The sequence below is a fragment of the Cupriavidus sp. SHE genome, assembly GCF_000812445.1.
In the GTDB taxonomy this organism is placed as follows: Bacteria; Pseudomonadota; Gammaproteobacteria; order Burkholderiales; family Burkholderiaceae; genus Cupriavidus; species Cupriavidus metallidurans.
Window position 1 is genome coordinate 129,980 of record NZ_JWMB01000027.1, and the last position, 14,772, is coordinate 144,751.

General features: G+C 66.6%; 13 protein-coding genes. 11 read left to right on the forward strand and 2 right to left on the reverse strand.

What is annotated here, in order from left to right:
- The first annotated feature begins 154 nt into the window (after nt 1–154).
- Nucleotides 155–823 (forward strand): response regulator, encoded by a 669-nt coding sequence (locus RN01_RS15565; RefSeq protein WP_017513756.1) that lies wholly within the window; start codon nt 155–157, stop codon nt 821–823.
- The gene (locus RN01_RS15570) at nt 820–2,199 is read left to right on the forward strand and encodes a sensor histidine kinase (protein WP_017513757.1); all 1,380 of its coding nucleotides are present in this window, start codon (nt 820–822) and stop codon (nt 2,197–2,199) included. Before RN01_RS15565 ends, RN01_RS15570 begins: the two co-directional genes overlap by 4 nt.
- A 12-nt stretch (nt 2,200–2,211) precedes the next feature.
- Here the strand turns inward: RN01_RS15570 and RN01_RS15575 are convergent, their stop codons facing one another.
- Complete coding sequence (locus RN01_RS15575) at nt 2,212–2,535, reverse strand: hypothetical protein (RefSeq protein WP_017513758.1); 324 nt, start codon at nt 2,533–2,535, stop codon at nt 2,212–2,214.
- A 438-nt stretch (nt 2,536–2,973) separates the two neighbouring features.
- Here RN01_RS15575 and RN01_RS15580 point away from each other — a divergent pair, with 438 nt between their 5' ends.
- The 5 genes from RN01_RS15580 (at nt 2,974) to RN01_RS15600 (ending at nt 8,465) form a co-directional block, all read left to right on the forward strand.
- Nucleotides 2,974–3,666, forward strand: coding sequence for a DUF3348 domain-containing protein (locus RN01_RS15580; protein ID WP_017513759.1), 693 nt, complete (start codon nt 2,974–2,976; stop codon nt 3,664–3,666).
- A 9-nt stretch (nt 3,667–3,675) separates the two neighbouring features.
- Nucleotides 3,676–6,531 carry a DUF802 domain-containing protein gene (locus RN01_RS15585; protein WP_039016685.1) on the forward strand — a complete coding sequence of 952 codons (2,856 nt, stop codon included), beginning with the start codon at nt 3,676–3,678 and terminating at the stop codon, nt 6,529–6,531.
- Complete coding sequence (locus tag RN01_RS15590) at nt 6,528–7,193, forward strand: OmpA family protein (protein ID WP_017514636.1); 666 nt, start codon at nt 6,528–6,530, stop codon at nt 7,191–7,193. The genes RN01_RS15585 and RN01_RS15590 overlap by 4 nt, the downstream gene beginning before the upstream one ends.
- Nucleotides 7,186–7,872 (forward strand): DUF2894 domain-containing protein, encoded by a 687-nt coding sequence (locus tag RN01_RS15595; RefSeq protein ID WP_017514635.1) that lies wholly within the window; start codon nt 7,186–7,188, stop codon nt 7,870–7,872. Before RN01_RS15590 ends, RN01_RS15595 begins: the two co-directional genes overlap by 8 nt.
- A gap of 149 nt (nt 7,873–8,021) precedes the next feature.
- Nucleotides 8,022–8,465 carry a cupin domain-containing protein gene (locus RN01_RS15600; RefSeq protein WP_024570970.1) on the forward strand — a complete coding sequence of 148 codons (444 nt, stop codon included), beginning with the start codon at nt 8,022–8,024 and terminating at the stop codon, nt 8,463–8,465.
- A gap of 42 nt (nt 8,466–8,507) precedes the next feature.
- On the opposite strand, the gene RN01_RS15605 is transcribed toward RN01_RS15600, so the two are convergent.
- Nucleotides 8,508–9,263 carry a helix-turn-helix domain-containing protein gene (locus RN01_RS15605; protein WP_029700557.1) on the reverse strand — a complete coding sequence of 252 codons (756 nt, stop codon included), beginning with the start codon at nt 9,261–9,263 and terminating at the stop codon, nt 8,508–8,510.
- Between the two features lie 203 nt (nt 9,264–9,466).
- Between RN01_RS15605 and RN01_RS15610 the strand changes: the two genes are divergently transcribed.
- The 4 genes from RN01_RS15610 (at nt 9,467) to RN01_RS15625 (ending at nt 14,769) form a co-directional block, all read left to right on the forward strand.
- On the forward strand, nt 9,467–10,624 hold the full coding sequence (locus RN01_RS15610) for an FAD-binding oxidoreductase (RefSeq protein WP_024570969.1): 1,158 nt from the start codon (nt 9,467–9,469) through the stop codon (nt 10,622–10,624).
- An 82-nt stretch (nt 10,625–10,706) separates the two neighbouring features.
- Nucleotides 10,707–12,155, forward strand: a complete 1,449-nt coding sequence (locus RN01_RS15615) for a M81 family metallopeptidase (RefSeq protein WP_017515413.1) — start codon at nt 10,707–10,709, stop codon at nt 12,153–12,155.
- 77 nt (nt 12,156–12,232) lie between these two features.
- Nucleotides 12,233–13,822 (forward strand): ABC transporter substrate-binding protein, encoded by a 1,590-nt coding sequence (locus RN01_RS15620; RefSeq protein ID WP_024570968.1) that lies wholly within the window; start codon nt 12,233–12,235, stop codon nt 13,820–13,822.
- An 11-nt stretch (nt 13,823–13,833) separates the two neighbouring features.
- A complete protein-coding gene (locus RN01_RS15625) occupies nt 13,834–14,769 on the forward strand; it encodes an ABC transporter permease (RefSeq protein ID WP_017513830.1) in 936 nt (311 codons plus the stop codon).
- Nucleotides 14,770–14,772 lie beyond the last annotated feature (3 nt).

Here is a 14,772-nt window from a genome sequence, read left to right on the forward strand (position 1 = left end):
CGCGTAGTGACCACACGGCCCGAGCCATTCTAGGCAGCCGAATCCTTCACCAAGCTTTCCTCAGGCCCAAGGGAAATCCCCGGTACACCGACATGGGTGTTCGGGCGTTCACTGTGGATCTGAAAAAAAGCCTCCCCAACCGGCAAAGCGGTCCATGAAGGTATTGCTGATCGAAGACAACGACTCGCTGGTCCACTGGCTGACCCGGCTGCTGAAGGAGGAGCGCTTCGTGGTGGATACCGCACCTGATGGCGAGGCGGCCGACCAGTTGCTCCGAACCCAGCAGTACGACGTGGTGCTGCTCGATCTGCAGATTCCCCGGCTGAGCGGCAAGAATGTGTTGCGCCGTCTGCGCGCGCGCCATAACAACGTGCCTGTGCTGATGCTGACGGCCAGCGGGGCCGTCGACGAGAAGGTGGAGTGCCTGGGTCTCGGCGCCGACGACTATCTGGTCAAGCCGTTCGAGGTGCGCGAGCTGCTAGCGCGTATCAAGGCGCTCGTACGCCGTCAGCTCGGTGAAAAGCAGACCGAGCTCAGTTGCGGCAATCTCACCTACAACAGCGACACGCGTCAGTTTTATGTCGAGGGCCTGTTGCTGGCGCTGCGCGTCAAGGAACACGCCACGCTCGAGATCCTGATGCAACGCCAGGGCAAGACCGTCTCCAAGGCCACCCTGATGGATGGCATCTACGCTATTGAGGAAGACGCCAGCGAGGACGCCGTCGAGATCTACATCCATCGCATTCGCAAGAAGCTGGAAGGTTGCCAGGCCACCATCATGACGCTGCGCGGCCTCGGCTACCTGCTGCAGCAGAAGCAATGATCCACAGCCTGCGCGCCCGACTGCTGCTATGGCTGCTGCTGCCGATGGCTGCGTTCGTCCTGATCAGCGGATACGCGTCATACCTGCGTGCGGTGGATACCGCCAACCGCGTGCAGGACCGCGCGCTGCAGGCCTCGGCGGAAGTCATCGCCGGCCAGGTCGACTGGTTCGATGGCCGGCTGCTGGTGCACGTCCCTCCCGCGGCCTTGTCGCTGTTCGACTCGCCATTTGGGGATCACGTCTTCTACAACGTCGTGGACGATACCGGGCAGGTCCTGGCCGGCAATCCGGGCCTGGGTCCACCGATGGCCGGCGCCGCCAACCCGGTGTTTTACCCTTCCGCGTTCCAGGGGCTGCCGGTACGCGTGATCCAGCTTTCACGCCTGATGTTCAACGATGGCCATGCGCACAAGGTCACGGTGACGGTGGGCCAGACCCTCAAGGGAAACCGCGAGCTGGTGCAAACGCTGAGTATCCCCGCGCTCGCGCGAGAGGTCGCGCTGCTACTGCTGGCCGTGATGCTGATGGTGTGCGGCCTCACCGTGGAACTGCGACCGCTGCTGCGGGTGAGGGATGAAGTGGCCGGGCGCGACCCGATGGACCTGGATCCGGTCAAGGCCGGCGATCTGCCACAGGAACTGCGGCCCATCGTCGAAGTCATCAACCAATGCATCCAGCGGCTCAACGAATACGTGCTGCGGCAGAAGCGGTTCATCGCCGATGCCGCTCACCAGATCCGTACCCCGCTGGCGATCCTCGGGGTGCAGTTGCGGTACGCCACACAGCTACGGGACGACAGCAAGCTGCGTGAGATTATCGGCTCTGCGGAGGGCAGCACCCAGGCCATGACGGATCTGGTCAACAAACTGCTGCTGTTATCGCAGGCCGAGGCATGGAATGCCAGCGCGCCGGGGACGGGCCACGTGGTGACTGACCTCGTGCCGGCCGTGACCGCGGTTCTGGAGGACCTGGTCGTTCTGGCCCAGCGCAAGCAGATCGACCTTGGCGCCGACATGCCCGCCGGATGCATCCGGGTACGCATCAACGAATGGATGCTCGTCGCAGTGATTTCCAATCTGGTCGACAACGCCATCCGCTACACCCCTGACGGCGGGCAGGTCACGGTGACGGTCCGCGCGACGCAGGGCCACGCCACACTGTCGGTCAGCGACAACGGCCGGGGCATTCCTCCCGAAGCCCGCCCCAAGGTGTTCGACCGGTTCTACCGCAATGCGGAGCCCCACCAGCAGGGCAGTGGCCTGGGTCTGGCCATCGTCAAGGAGATCGTAGTGGCGGCGCAGGGCACAATCGGTCTCGCCCCTGGGATCGGTGGCAAGGGGCTGACGCTGACAGTCACCCTGCCGCTGGCAGGTTGAGCACCGAGGCCATTACCCCGAAAGCGCGTAGCAGGTGATCGCCGGTGCGGTATCCCCGGCCGGATAGGGGCCGCGCGGCCCCGACAGCAGCCGCAACCGCTGCGTAGCCAGCACTTCCGCTTCCACGCGCTCGTCAGTGGTGAGTGCCGGCGCTGGTATCGGCGGATAGCGCGGCGCCTCGTTCACAGCGCATTGCACGGTGCGCCCATCGTGCACACGGACATCGACTGTGTAGACGAACTCGCGCGGGACCGTGCCGGCCTGCGCCGAAACGACGATTGCAACACCTGCCGCGCACAGCACGGCGCGCTTCGTGTGCAGAGCAAGACTATCCATGATTTCCAACCCCTGGGGCCCCGGCCTGAATGACCTGGCCGCCCTGCAATCAGTCTAGCTACCCTTACGCGAACGTGTTGTCGAACGGAAGCTGTGGAGCATTGTCGTCCAATCGTCTCCCCGCTCCCGCCGACTACTTCCGGCAAACGGCGGTTGTACCGCGGAAGCGGTCGTTACGGTCTCTCAGGGTCGAAAGGCGGTTAAGGGTCGTAAGCCGCCGTCCGGCCAACACGTTCTACAACACCCTTCACCCCCTCCCCAAGCAGTCACTCAGGCCATAGACCTCGATGCCATCCGCCCTCCAGGCGCTGCCCCCCAATCACCAAATCACCCATCACCGCAGCCACCGCGCTGTGAGAAATGGCAACCCGCCTCCCGGCGCCGCGTCCGCCATAGCCGCGACCGTGTAAACTCCCCCCTTTTTCCCATCCTGCCGACATGACGCAAGTGCCACAGCGCACGGGTTTCAGCGGCCCGAAACTGCTGCGCGTGCTGGCGCGCCTGACCGAGACCGACGCCGCCGGCGCCGTGCCGTCGCTGTCCGCCGTGATGAGCCGGTGGCTTGGCTGGACCGACGCCATCGCGCTGTCGGCCGCGCTCAACGGCAGTCCGCCGGAGGTGCCGTCCGCCGCACCGGCGCGTCCGGGTAGCGAACGGGGTATCGGCGACGCCGCTGGCACTCATGTGCGCGCCATGCTGACCGCCGCCATTACCGGGCAAGGCATGTCGTCCGACAGCCGCCGCCGGATGCCGACGCGGACGGCCGCGCCCGATCCTGCCGAGGCCGACTTCGCCGTCCATCGCCAGCGCTATATCGCGTTGCAGCAGCAGATGGAACGCGAAATCGCCGGCCTGCGCGGGCGGCTGCGGGCCGCACTGGCGTCGCGCACGCCGCAGGCAGCCCGGCTGGCCATGCTGGATACCGTCATGGAACAGGTACTTGGCGCGCGCGAGCAGGCAGTGCTTGCCGCAGTGCCGGGAATGCTGGAACCGCATTTCACACGGCTGCGCGACGCCGAGGGCGCGTGGCTAAACGTATTTCGCAGGGACATGCAGAGCGTACTGCTGGCCGAGTTGGAAATCCGATTCCAGCCCGTGGACGCCCTGCTCGCCGCCCTGCGCGAAATCTGATCGAACCATATGAACAGACACCTCACACCGCTCGTCGCGCCACTCGTCGTCTTCCTGGCTGGCCTCGCCGTCGTCGGCTGGGTCGGCGCCGGCTATGCGGGCACGAATGCGCTGGCGCTGGCCGTCACGCTGCTCATTGGCGGGTTTTACGTAGGCGGCGCGTTCGAACTGCGCCGCTACCGCCAGGCCACAGCCACCCTGCCCGTCGCGCTTGCCAACCTGGCCGCGCCGCCGACCAGCCTCGGCGTGTGGCTCGACAGCCTGCATCCCAGCCTGCGCAACGCGGTACGCCTGCGCGTGGAGGGCGAGCGCGTTGCGCTTCCTGGCCCTTCGATGACGCCGTATCTGGTCGGCCTGCTGGTGCTGCTGGGGATGCTCGGCACCTTCCTCGGCATGGTCGGCACGCTACGCAGCACCGGCGTGGCGCTGGAAAGCGCGGCCGACCTGCAAGCGATCCGCGCCTCGCTGGCGGCCCCGGTCAAGGGTCTTGGCTTCGCCTTCGGGACGTCTGTGGCTGGCGTAGCCACCTCGGCCATGCTCGGGTTGCTTTCGACGCTTGCCCGCCGCGAGCGCATGCAAGCGGCGCAGATGCTGGACGAGCGCATCGCCACCACGTTGCGCACGCATTCGCGCCATCACCAGCACGATACGGTATTCGCCCTGCTGCAACGCCAGGCCGAACTGATGCCCACGCTGGTAGATCGACTGGAATCCATGGCCACGACGATGGCCCGCCAAAATGAAGCCCTCGGCGAGCGCCTGTCGGCCAGCCAGGATGCCTTCCACACGCGGACAGAAGCGGCCTACGCGCGGCTGGCCGATACCGTGGGGCAGTCGCTGAAGGAAGGCATCGCGGACAGCGCCCGGGCCGCCAGCACGGCAATCCAGCCAGCTGTGGACACCACCATGACCGGCCTCGCCCGCGAAGCCGCCACCATGCGCGACACCGTCACGCAGACCGTGCGACAGCATCTGGACGACCTCTCCACCCGCTTCGACGCCACCACTACCGCTGTGGCCGACACATGGCGTCAGGCGCTCGCCGAACACCAGCAGGTGAACACCTCCCTGACGTCGGACCTGCGCGCATCGCTCGACGGCTTCGGCGAAACCTTCGCGCAGCGTTCAACGGCACTGGTCGACGGCATCAGCACGCGCCTCGACACAGCCGCCACCGACGCCGCCAGAACATGGGATACCGCGCTGTCGCGCCTCGAACATACGGGCGAATCGCTCGCCAGCGCCAACCACCAGGCGATGGCCGACGCTTCGGCCGCCTTCGCGCAACAAGCCGCCGCCATCGCCGGGACGGTCAGCCAGTCGCACGCCAACTTGCAATCGCAATTGGCGGCACAGGAAACGGAGCGGCAGACGGCGCTAGCCGAACGCGATGAAACGCGGCTTTCCGCGTGGCGCGACACGCTGGCCAGCATGGCCACCACCATGCGCGACGAATGGCAACGGGCCAGCACGCAATCGGCCGCCGACCAGCAGGATGTCCGCGATGCCCTGGCGCAAAGCGCGCGCGACATCGCCACGCACGCCGAGGCTCACGCGACCGGCACGCTTGCCGAGATCGACCGCCTGCTACAGACCACGACCACGCAGCAATCGGAACTGGCCGCACGTGACGAGCAGCGACTCGCCACATGGCGCGACACGCTGGCAGCCATGGCCGCCACGATGCGCGACGAGTGGCAACAGGCCAGCTCGCAATCGGCTGCCCATCAACAGGATGTCCGCGATGCCCTGACGCAAAGCGCGCGCGACATCGCCACGCACGCCGAGGCTCACGCGACCGGCACGCTTGCCGAGATCGACCGCCTGCTACAGACCACGAGCACGCAGCAATCGGAACTGGCCGCACGTGACGAACAGCGACTCGCCACATGGCGCGACACGCTGGCAGCCATGGCCGCTACGATGCGCGACGAGTGGCAACAGGCCAGCTCGCAATCTGCGACCCATCAACAGGCCGTCCGCGACGCCCTGACGCAAAGCGCGCGCGACATCGCCGCTCACGCGCAGACGCACGCCACCGGCACCGTTGCCGAAATCGACCGCCTGTTGCAGGCCGCATCCACACTGCAAGCGGAACTGGCCTCGCGCGACGAACAGCGCCTTACCGCATGGCGTGACACGCTGGCAACCATGGCAGCTACCATGCGCGACGAATGGCAGCAGGCGAGCACGCAATCGGCCGAGCATCAGCGGGAGATCCGCGACGCCCTCGCCCGGACCGCCAGCGACATCGCCACACACACGCAGGAGCAGGCCAACGGCACCATCGCCGAAGTGGCTCGTCTGGCGCAGATCGCAACTGAAGCACCCAAGGCCGCCGCCGACGTCATCGCCGAACTGCGCCAGAAGCTCACCGACGGCATGGCACGCGACAACGCAATGCTCGAGGAGCGTGGGCGTCTGCTCGAAACACTCGGCACGCTGCTCGATGCCGTGAATCACGCCTCCACCGAGCAACGTGCGGCCGTGGATGGGCTCGTCACGACTACGGCGGACCTGCTGGAGCGCGTCGGCACGCGCTTCACCGAGCAGGTGGCGCAGGAGACCGGCAAGCTGGACGGCATCGCGGCACAGGTCACGGGCAGCGCCGTCGAAGTGGCGAGCCTGGGCGAAGCCTTCGGCATGGCGGTACAGGTATTCAGCGCATCGAATGACAAGCTGGCGGAGCACCTCACCCGCATCGAGGCCGCGCTCGACAAGTCCATGATGCGTAGCGACGAGCAGTTGGCCTACTACGTGGCGCAGGCCCGCGAGGTAGTGGACCTGAGCATGCTGTCGCAGAAGCAGATCCTGGAGAACTTGCAGCAGTTCTCAGCGCGGCAGGCTGGAGCAGAGGCGGCATGACGGACGACTTCGACGCCGGCGCGGAGCCCACCGTCCCGGCCTGGGCGGTGTTCGGTGACCTGATGTCGGTCATGCTGGGCGCCTTCGTGCTGGTGCTGCTGGGTGTGATCGGCGTGCAGATGGAACTGTCGGCACGGCTCGAGAACGAGGTCAAGCAGCGGCAGGAGGAACTGAAGCGACGCCAGACGCTGGAGGAAGCGCTCGCCGGGCCGCTGGCGGCTGGCCGGGTCACGCTCAAGGACGGGCGCATCGGCATCAGTGGCAATGTGCTGTTCGCGCTGAACTCCGACCAGTTGCAGCCGGAAGGCCGCGCGTTGCTCAAGAGCCTTGCCGCGCCGCTGTCGGCCTATCTGGGCGCGCGCGACGAGATCCTGATGGTGAGCGGTTTCACCGACGACCAGCAGGTCAGGGAAGGCAACCGGCGATTTGCCGACAACCTGGAACTGTCGGCCCAGCGGGCGCTGACCGTCACCCGCGCGCTGATCGAAGCGGGCCTGCCCCCGGCTTCGATCTTCTCGGCGGCATTCGGCTCGCAGCAGCCGGTCGCGTCGAATGCCACGGAGGAAAGCCGGGCGAAGAACCGGCGCGTGGAAATCGCGCCAGTGCCGAGAGTATCTGCCGGGGCCGGAGCCGGGGCCGGTACCACGAAACCCCATGCATAACGACGGCCCGCACGATCCCCTTACCCTGCTCGGCGGCTGGCGCGACAGCGGCGCAGACCGTGCGGACCCCGTCCGCTTTCGCTTTATCGAGACGATGGCGCAACGCGCGTCCGCCTATAGCGGCGAAGCTGGTCGTCTGCTCGATACACGGGTAGCCAGGCTGGTGGCGGAGTACGGAGCGATGCTAGCGCGTGACGCCGGCGCTTCGGACGAGGTGGCGTCGCCAGAGGCACAGTCGCAACCGCACAGTGCTCTCGCGGAACTCGCGGCGCTGAGGGAGCGCCTCGGGCAGCATACGCAGCCAGCCACTGGGGCCATCACCACCCACACTCACGCCCACACTCAGGCTCACACGCCCAACGCCCTCATCCCGCAGCGTGCCGCCCCCGCCGAACCGGAACTCGCCGACTACTTCCGCGACACCTGGGCCCGCGTCAGTGTCGACCGGCAAATGCGCCAGTCGCAGGCGGGTGTGCCCGAGAACGCCGGGCCGCTGAATACGAACCATCTGGTGCATCGGTCACTGTCACTGATGCGCGAGGTGTCGCCTGGGTATCTCGAACAGTTCCTGTCGTATGTCGATGCGCTGTCGTGGCTGGAGGGGATGCACCCCATCTCGCTGGTACCCGAACGCAAGGCACGCGCCAAATCGGGCAAGACGGGGAGCGGCACCGTCTGAAAGGGCCGGCGCGCAACGCGTCGGCTTTTCGTAGCGGCAATCACCATGGCTCCGTCTGTGCGCAACCGCACGGTGCAATACCGCGACACGCGCATAGTCACCCTCGCAGTACCGAGTCATCCGATTCCTGACCGACTGGGTAGCGAGCCATGAAACCAGAGCCATTTGTAGTGACGCCGGACGCGTACGCACGCCCGCTCAACGTCGTGGGCGAGAAGATCACGGTGCTGGCCTCAAGTGCCGCCACGCAGGGCTACGAGGTATTCCTGCAGCATGGCGAAGAAGGCAGTGGGCCGCCGCCGCATAGCCACGACTGGGACGAATCGTTCTACGTCACCAGGGGCAGTGTCGAGATCGGCTATGACGATCAGGTCGTCGTGGCACCGGTCGGCACGTTCGTCCATATTCCGGCCGGCACGACGCACTCATTTCGCTTCGGTACCGGCGGGGGCGAGATGATCTCGGTCACCAGCCACGGCGGCAATGCCTCGCATCTCTTCTCGCGCATCGATGAGACGGTCCCTCCGGGCCCGCCCGATCTGGAAAAGCTTCATGCGGTGGCGCAGGAGTGCGGCGTGACGATTCCGGGATAACAGGCCGCTGCCGCAAGATTGCGCGGCGACCGCCTGAACGGATCAACGCTTGATCTTGACCGCCCGCTTCGCGGCGGTGCCTGCACGTTTGCCGCTGACGGCCTTCGCGCCCGGCGCGGCCACCGCTCTCCGCTCCTTGACCTTGCCTGACACCGCTGCCGGCAGCGCCTGAGCGGAGCGCATCTGCTGGCTCTCGCTGGTGGTCACGCCAATGGTACGTGCCAGTTGCCGGCTGACGCTGATATAGGCGTGTCCCAGCCGGGCATCGAAGTACAAGGAATCCCCGCGTGCCAGTCGCACGAACTCGCCATTCGAGAAGTGCACCTCGACTTCGCCGCTCAGCACATAGATGAACTCCTCGCCGGGGTGGCTGGCAAAGACCTCAGGGCCCGTGATGTGCCGCGCGTGGACGGTGGCCACCGTCGGGCTCATTTGTTTGCCGGCCGCCTCGGTACAGAGAAACTCATAGGCGATCGACTGGCCCGTATAGACCACGCCCTGATTGGCGCGCGTGACGATGGGACCCTGGAACGGCGCCGCGGTTTCCCCCGCGCCGGCGAACATCTCGCCCATGTCCATCTGCAACGCCTTGCCGATGGCCGCGAAGTTGTCGTAGCCGAGCGCAAGCTGGCCACGCTCCGCGCGCGAGATGGTGGTGATGGATACGCCGGACAGTTCAGCAAGGTGAGCCAGCGTCCAGCCGAGCGCCTTGCGCGCGCCGCGCAGGCGCTTGCCGAAGGTCTCCCGGTCCAGCGTGCGCGACGGGTCCACGTGCGCCGAGGCATTAGTCTCTTTCAAGCCAGGATCCTTTCGTGTTTCGTGATGACGTGTTGTTGAGCCCGGCCCCCCACGTAGGGGTATGCCCTTGGCATCCGCAATTTATCCGATAATTTGCGTATCCGCAATTTGCGTATTCGCAAATTCTTGAATACACTCGCTGGACCCATGAGCCTGCGCCCCGCCTTGCGCCGGCGTGCAACGTCCCCAAGCACCCTTTGCCAATGACTGCAACCACGGCCCCACTCCGCTCTGACTTTCTGGTAATCGGCGCAGGTATCGCTGGCGCCTCCGTCGCGTACTGGCTCGCGCCGCACGGCAGCGTCACCGTGCTGGAGCGGGAAAGTCAGCCGGGCTATCACTCCACCGGCCGATCCGCCGCGCTGTTCATGGAAAGCTACGGCACGCCTCAGGTGCGCGCGCTGACGATGGCCAGCCACGCCTTTCTCGCAAATCCGCCGCAGGGCTTTGCCACGCATCCGCTGCTGACGCCGCGCGGCGCGCTGATGGTCGCCGCGCCTGGGCAGCAGGCCCTGCTCGACGAGCACTGGGAAATCCTGCGTGCGATGGCGCCCGAGGCCGAACTGCTGACCGCGCAGCAGGCTTGCGAACGCGTGCCCGTGCTGCGTCCGGAGATGGTAATCGGCGCGGTCTACGAGCCCGGCGCGGCCGACATGGATGTCCATGCGATCCATCAAGGCTACCTGCGTGGCATACGTCAGGCGGGTGGCAAGCTGGTCTGCGACGCGGAGGTCCGCGCCATCACGCGTCATGGCGATGTCTGGCGCGTAGAAGCGGGACAAGCCGTCTACGAATCGCCGGTCGTGCTGAATGCCGCCGGTGCGTGGGCCGACGTGATCGCGCGCCAGGCCGGCGTCTCCCCGCTTGGCCTGCAGCCCTGCCGGCGTTCGGCCTTTGTCTTCCAGCCGCCCGCCGGCGTCGACAGCCATGGCTGGCCCATGGTGCACAGTGCCGACGAGTCCTGGTACATCAAACCCGACGCTGGCATGTTGCTCGGCTCTCCGGCCAATGCCGACCCGGTCGAGCCGCAAGACGTGCAGCCCGAGGAACTGGATATCGCGATGGCGATCCACCGCATCGAGGAAGCCACCACGCTGACGATCCGCCATCCCGCCCGTACCTGGGCCGGCCTGCGCTCCTTCGTGGCGGACGGCGACCTGGTAGGTGGCTTCGACGATCGCGCACCCGGCTTCTTCTGGGTGGCTGCGCAGGGCGGCTACGGCATCCAGACGTCCGCGGCCATGGGCGAGACCTGCGCCGCGCTGGCGCGTGGCTTGCCTGTGCCTGCGCACGCCGCGTCCTTCGGGCTGACCGCCGAAATGCTGGGGCCCGCGCGGTTGCGCCGCGCCGTGGCCTCATAGCAGCGGGCCCGGCATCCACGGGCCACGCGCAGACGAAACGAAAGCACAACGACAGGTACAACAACGACTCAAGGAGACAGCCGTGCGTGTGTTCAGCGCTTCCCTCGCCACCGAGACCAATACTTTCGCGCCGATGCCGACCGGGCTCGCATCGTTCCGCGACCGTGGTTACTTCCCGGCCGGCCAGCATCCGGACCAGATGACATTCTTTTCCGGGCCGCTGTGGGCCGCGCGCCTGCGCGGCAAGGAGCGCGGCTGGACGTTGCTGGAAGGCATGGTGGCCGGTGCCCAGCCCAGCGGCACCACCACGCGGCACGCCTATGAAACGCTGCGCGAGGAACTGCTGGCCGATCTGCGCGCGGCGCTGCCGGTGGACATGGTGCTGCTCGGCCTGCACGGCGCCATGGTCGCCGATGGCTACGACGACTGCGAAGGCGACCTGCTGCAACGGGTGCGCGCCATTGTCGGCCCCGATGTGGTGATCGGCGCGGAACTCGATCCGCACTGCCACCTGTCGCCCGCCATGACTACGCATGCCGACCTTCTGATCGCCTTCAAGGAGTACCCGCACACAGACGTGCTCGAACGCGCGATCGAACTGGTCGACCTGTGCGCGGACAAGGCGGCGGGCAAGATCCGTCCGGTCCCGGCGGTGGTCGACTGCGGCATGATCGTCACGGTGCATACGTCGCGCCAGCCTGCGCGTGGCTTCGTCGACCGCATCCAGGCACTGGAAGGCCACAACGGTGTGCTGTCGATCTCGATCGCGCACGGATTCTCCTGGGGCGACGTACCCGAGATGGGCACCAGGGTGCTCGTCTACACGGACGGCGACGCCACCGCGGCCCAGACGCTCGCACGCCGTCTGGCCGATGAACTGATCGACATGCGCGAGGCGCTCGACGTGCCGTACCCCCGCATCGACGCCGCGCTGGACGAGGCACTGGCCTTTGACGGTGGCCCGGTGGTGCTGGCGGATGGCGCCGACAACCCGGGCGGTGGCGCGGCGGGCGATTCCACCTTCATCCTGCGTCGCATGATCGAACGTGGCATCGGCAATGCGGCCATCGGCCCAATGTGGGACCCGATCGCGGCACGCATCGCGTTCGAAGCCGGCGTGGGCGCGCGCCTGCCGCTGCGCATCGGCGGCAAGATCAGCCCGCTCTCCGGCGAGCCGCTGGATCTGGATTGCACGGTCAAGGCGCTGATGCCCGACATGGTGATGACCGGCCTGGCCAACGCTCCCATGCAGATGGGCGACAGCGCGCTCGTGGAGGCCAACGGCATCGACATCGTTCTGATCACGCTGCGCAACCAGGCCATGGGAACCGATCTCTTTACCCAGCTTGGCTGCGACCTCGCCGCAAAAAAGATCATCGTGGTCAAGTCGTCGCAGCACTTCTACGCATCCTTCGCGAAGATCGCGCGCCACGTGATCTATGCCGGAGCGCCGGGTGCGGTGACGCTGGACCTGCGCACCCTGCCCTACCGCAAGGTTCACCGCCCGAAGTGGCCGCTCGATCCCGCCTGATTCGCGGGACGCAGAGACTCCAATACCAAGACACCTGACAAGCATCAGGACAAAGCAAGACAAGGAGGAGACAAGACATGCAACACCGACCGCTCGCCACGCTCGTCATTGGCGCCCTGTTGCTGGCCGGCACCAGCCTGCCGGCGCAGGCGCAGGCGCAGGCCCCCGCCAGGACGCTGAAGATCGTGCCGCACGCCGACCTGAAGATCCTCGACCCGACCTTCACCACGGCCTACATCACGCGCAACTTCGGCTATATGGTCTACGACACGCTGTTCGCACAGGACGCGACCGGCAAGCCGCAGCCGCAGATGGTTGAGAAGTACACCAGCAGCAAGGACGGCAAGCAGTGGAGCTTCACGTTGCGTCCCGGCCTGAAGTTCTCCGATGGCAACGCCGTGACCGCCGCAGACGCCGTCGCATCGTTGCAGCGCTGGGGCGCGCGCGACAGCCTGGGACGCTCGATGGGCGAGGCCGGCGCCGAGTGGAAGGTCGTCGACGCGCGCACCTTCACGCTGACGCTGCAGCAGCCCTTTGGGCTGGTGCTGGAAGCGCTGGCCAAACCCTCCGGCTTTCCGCCGGTGATCCTGCCCGAACGCCTGGCCAAGCAACCGGCCACCGCGCCGCTGAACGAAGTGGTGGGTTCCGGCCCCTATCTGTTCAAGCGCGACGAATGGGTACCGGGCAACAAGGCCGTGTTCGTCCGCAATCCCAACTACACGGGCCGCCGCGAAGCACCAAGCGGTCTGGCCGGCAACAAGACCAGCCACTTCGATCGCATCGAATGGCTGTACCTCCCCGACGCCAACAGCGCGGTCGCCGCCCTCAAGCGCGGCGAGGTGGACCTGATCGAGCAGTTGCCACCGGACTACATCACGCCGCTGCGTGCCGATAACAGCCTCAAGGTCGGCTCTGGCGGCACCTACCAGGGAATGCTGGTGATGAACCAGTTGCACCCGCCCTTCAACAATCCGAAGGTACGCCAGGCCCTGCTGCAGGCGGTCAGCCAGGAGCGCTTCACCGCGGCCATGGGTTTCCCGCTGGACATGCGCATGAACTACTGCGCCACGTTCTTCATTTGCGGCAGCCCCAATGACACGGCCGCCGGCGCCGAACCCTTCCGCAAACCGGACGTCGCGAAGGCCAAGCAGATGCTTGCGGCCTCGGGCTACAAGGGTGAAAAGGTGGTGTTGCTGGTGCCCACCGACATCACCGCGCTGAACGCCGAGGCGCTGATGGCCGCGCAAACCATGCGCAGCATCGGCATCAACGTCGACATGCAGAACATGGACTGGGCTTCGATCGGCGCGCGACGTGCCAAGCGTGACGCGCCGGATGCCGGGGGCTGGAACATGTATGTGACCGTGGCAGGCGAGTTCGATGTCAACACCCCGGTCACCAACGCCTACCTCAGCGCCGCCTGCGGCAACAGCCTGCCGGGCTGGCCGTGCGACAAGCCGCTGGACGAGTTGCGCAGCGCATGGGTGCGCGAGATGGTGCCGGCCAAGCGGCGCGATCTGCTCGATGCCTTCCAGAAGCGCGCCTATGAAACGGTGCCGTACGTGAACACCGGGCAGTACTCGTCCGCGTTCGCCGCGCGGGCCAACCTGAAGGGCCTGGACAAGCTGTGGGGCGGCGTGCCCACGGTCTGGGCGCTTGACCGCTGAGCGAGCCTGCCATGGGTTACCTGATCCGCCGCCTGCTGGCCACGCTGCCGGTGATGGCCGTGGTGGCCATCGTGGTCTTCCTGCTGATCCACCTGTCGCCGGGCGACCCGGCGGCACTGATCGCGGGCGACCTTGCCACCGTCGAGGACATCGCGCGCCTGCGTGCCACGCTGGGCCTCGACCAGCCGCTGTGGCAACAGTTCGGGCTCTGGGCCGGCCGGCTCGCCAGCGGAGACCTGGGCACCTCCATCTTCACGCAGATGCCGGTGACCGAGCTTCTGGCCCAGCGACTGGAGCCGACGCTGTCGATCGCCGCGCTGACCATGCTGCTGACGCTGCTGGTATCGGTGCCGCTGGGCACGCTGGCGGCCTATCGCGCGGGCAGCTGGGTCGACCGGCTGGTGATGCTGTTCGCCGTGCTGGCGTTCTCGCTCCCGGTATTCCTTGTGGGCTACCTGCTGGTCTATGCGTTCGCGATCCAGTTGCCGTGGTTTCCGGTGCAGGGCTATGCCCGGCTGGCCGATGGCGCCGGGGGCTGGCTGCGTAGCCTGGTGCTGCCGTGCGTCAACCTGGCGCTGGTGTACATCGCCCTGATTACCCGCATGACGCGCGCCACGGTGCTGGAAGTGCTGCACGAAGACTACATCCGCACCGCCCGCGCCAAGGGGCTCGGTGTGCTGCCGGTGCTCGGCCATGCGCTGCGCAACGCGGCCATTCCGATTGCGACCACGGTCGGCACCGGCATCGCGCTGCTGATCGGCGGCGTGGTGGTGACCGAGACCGTATTTGCGATTCCCGGCGTTGGCCGGTTGGTAGTGGATTCGGTGCAACGCCACGACTACCCGGTCATCCAGAGCGTGCTGCTGCTCTCGGCAGGTGCCTACGTGCTGATCAACCTGATGATCGACCTCAGCTACCGGCTGTTCGATCCCCGCATCAAATACTGAGCC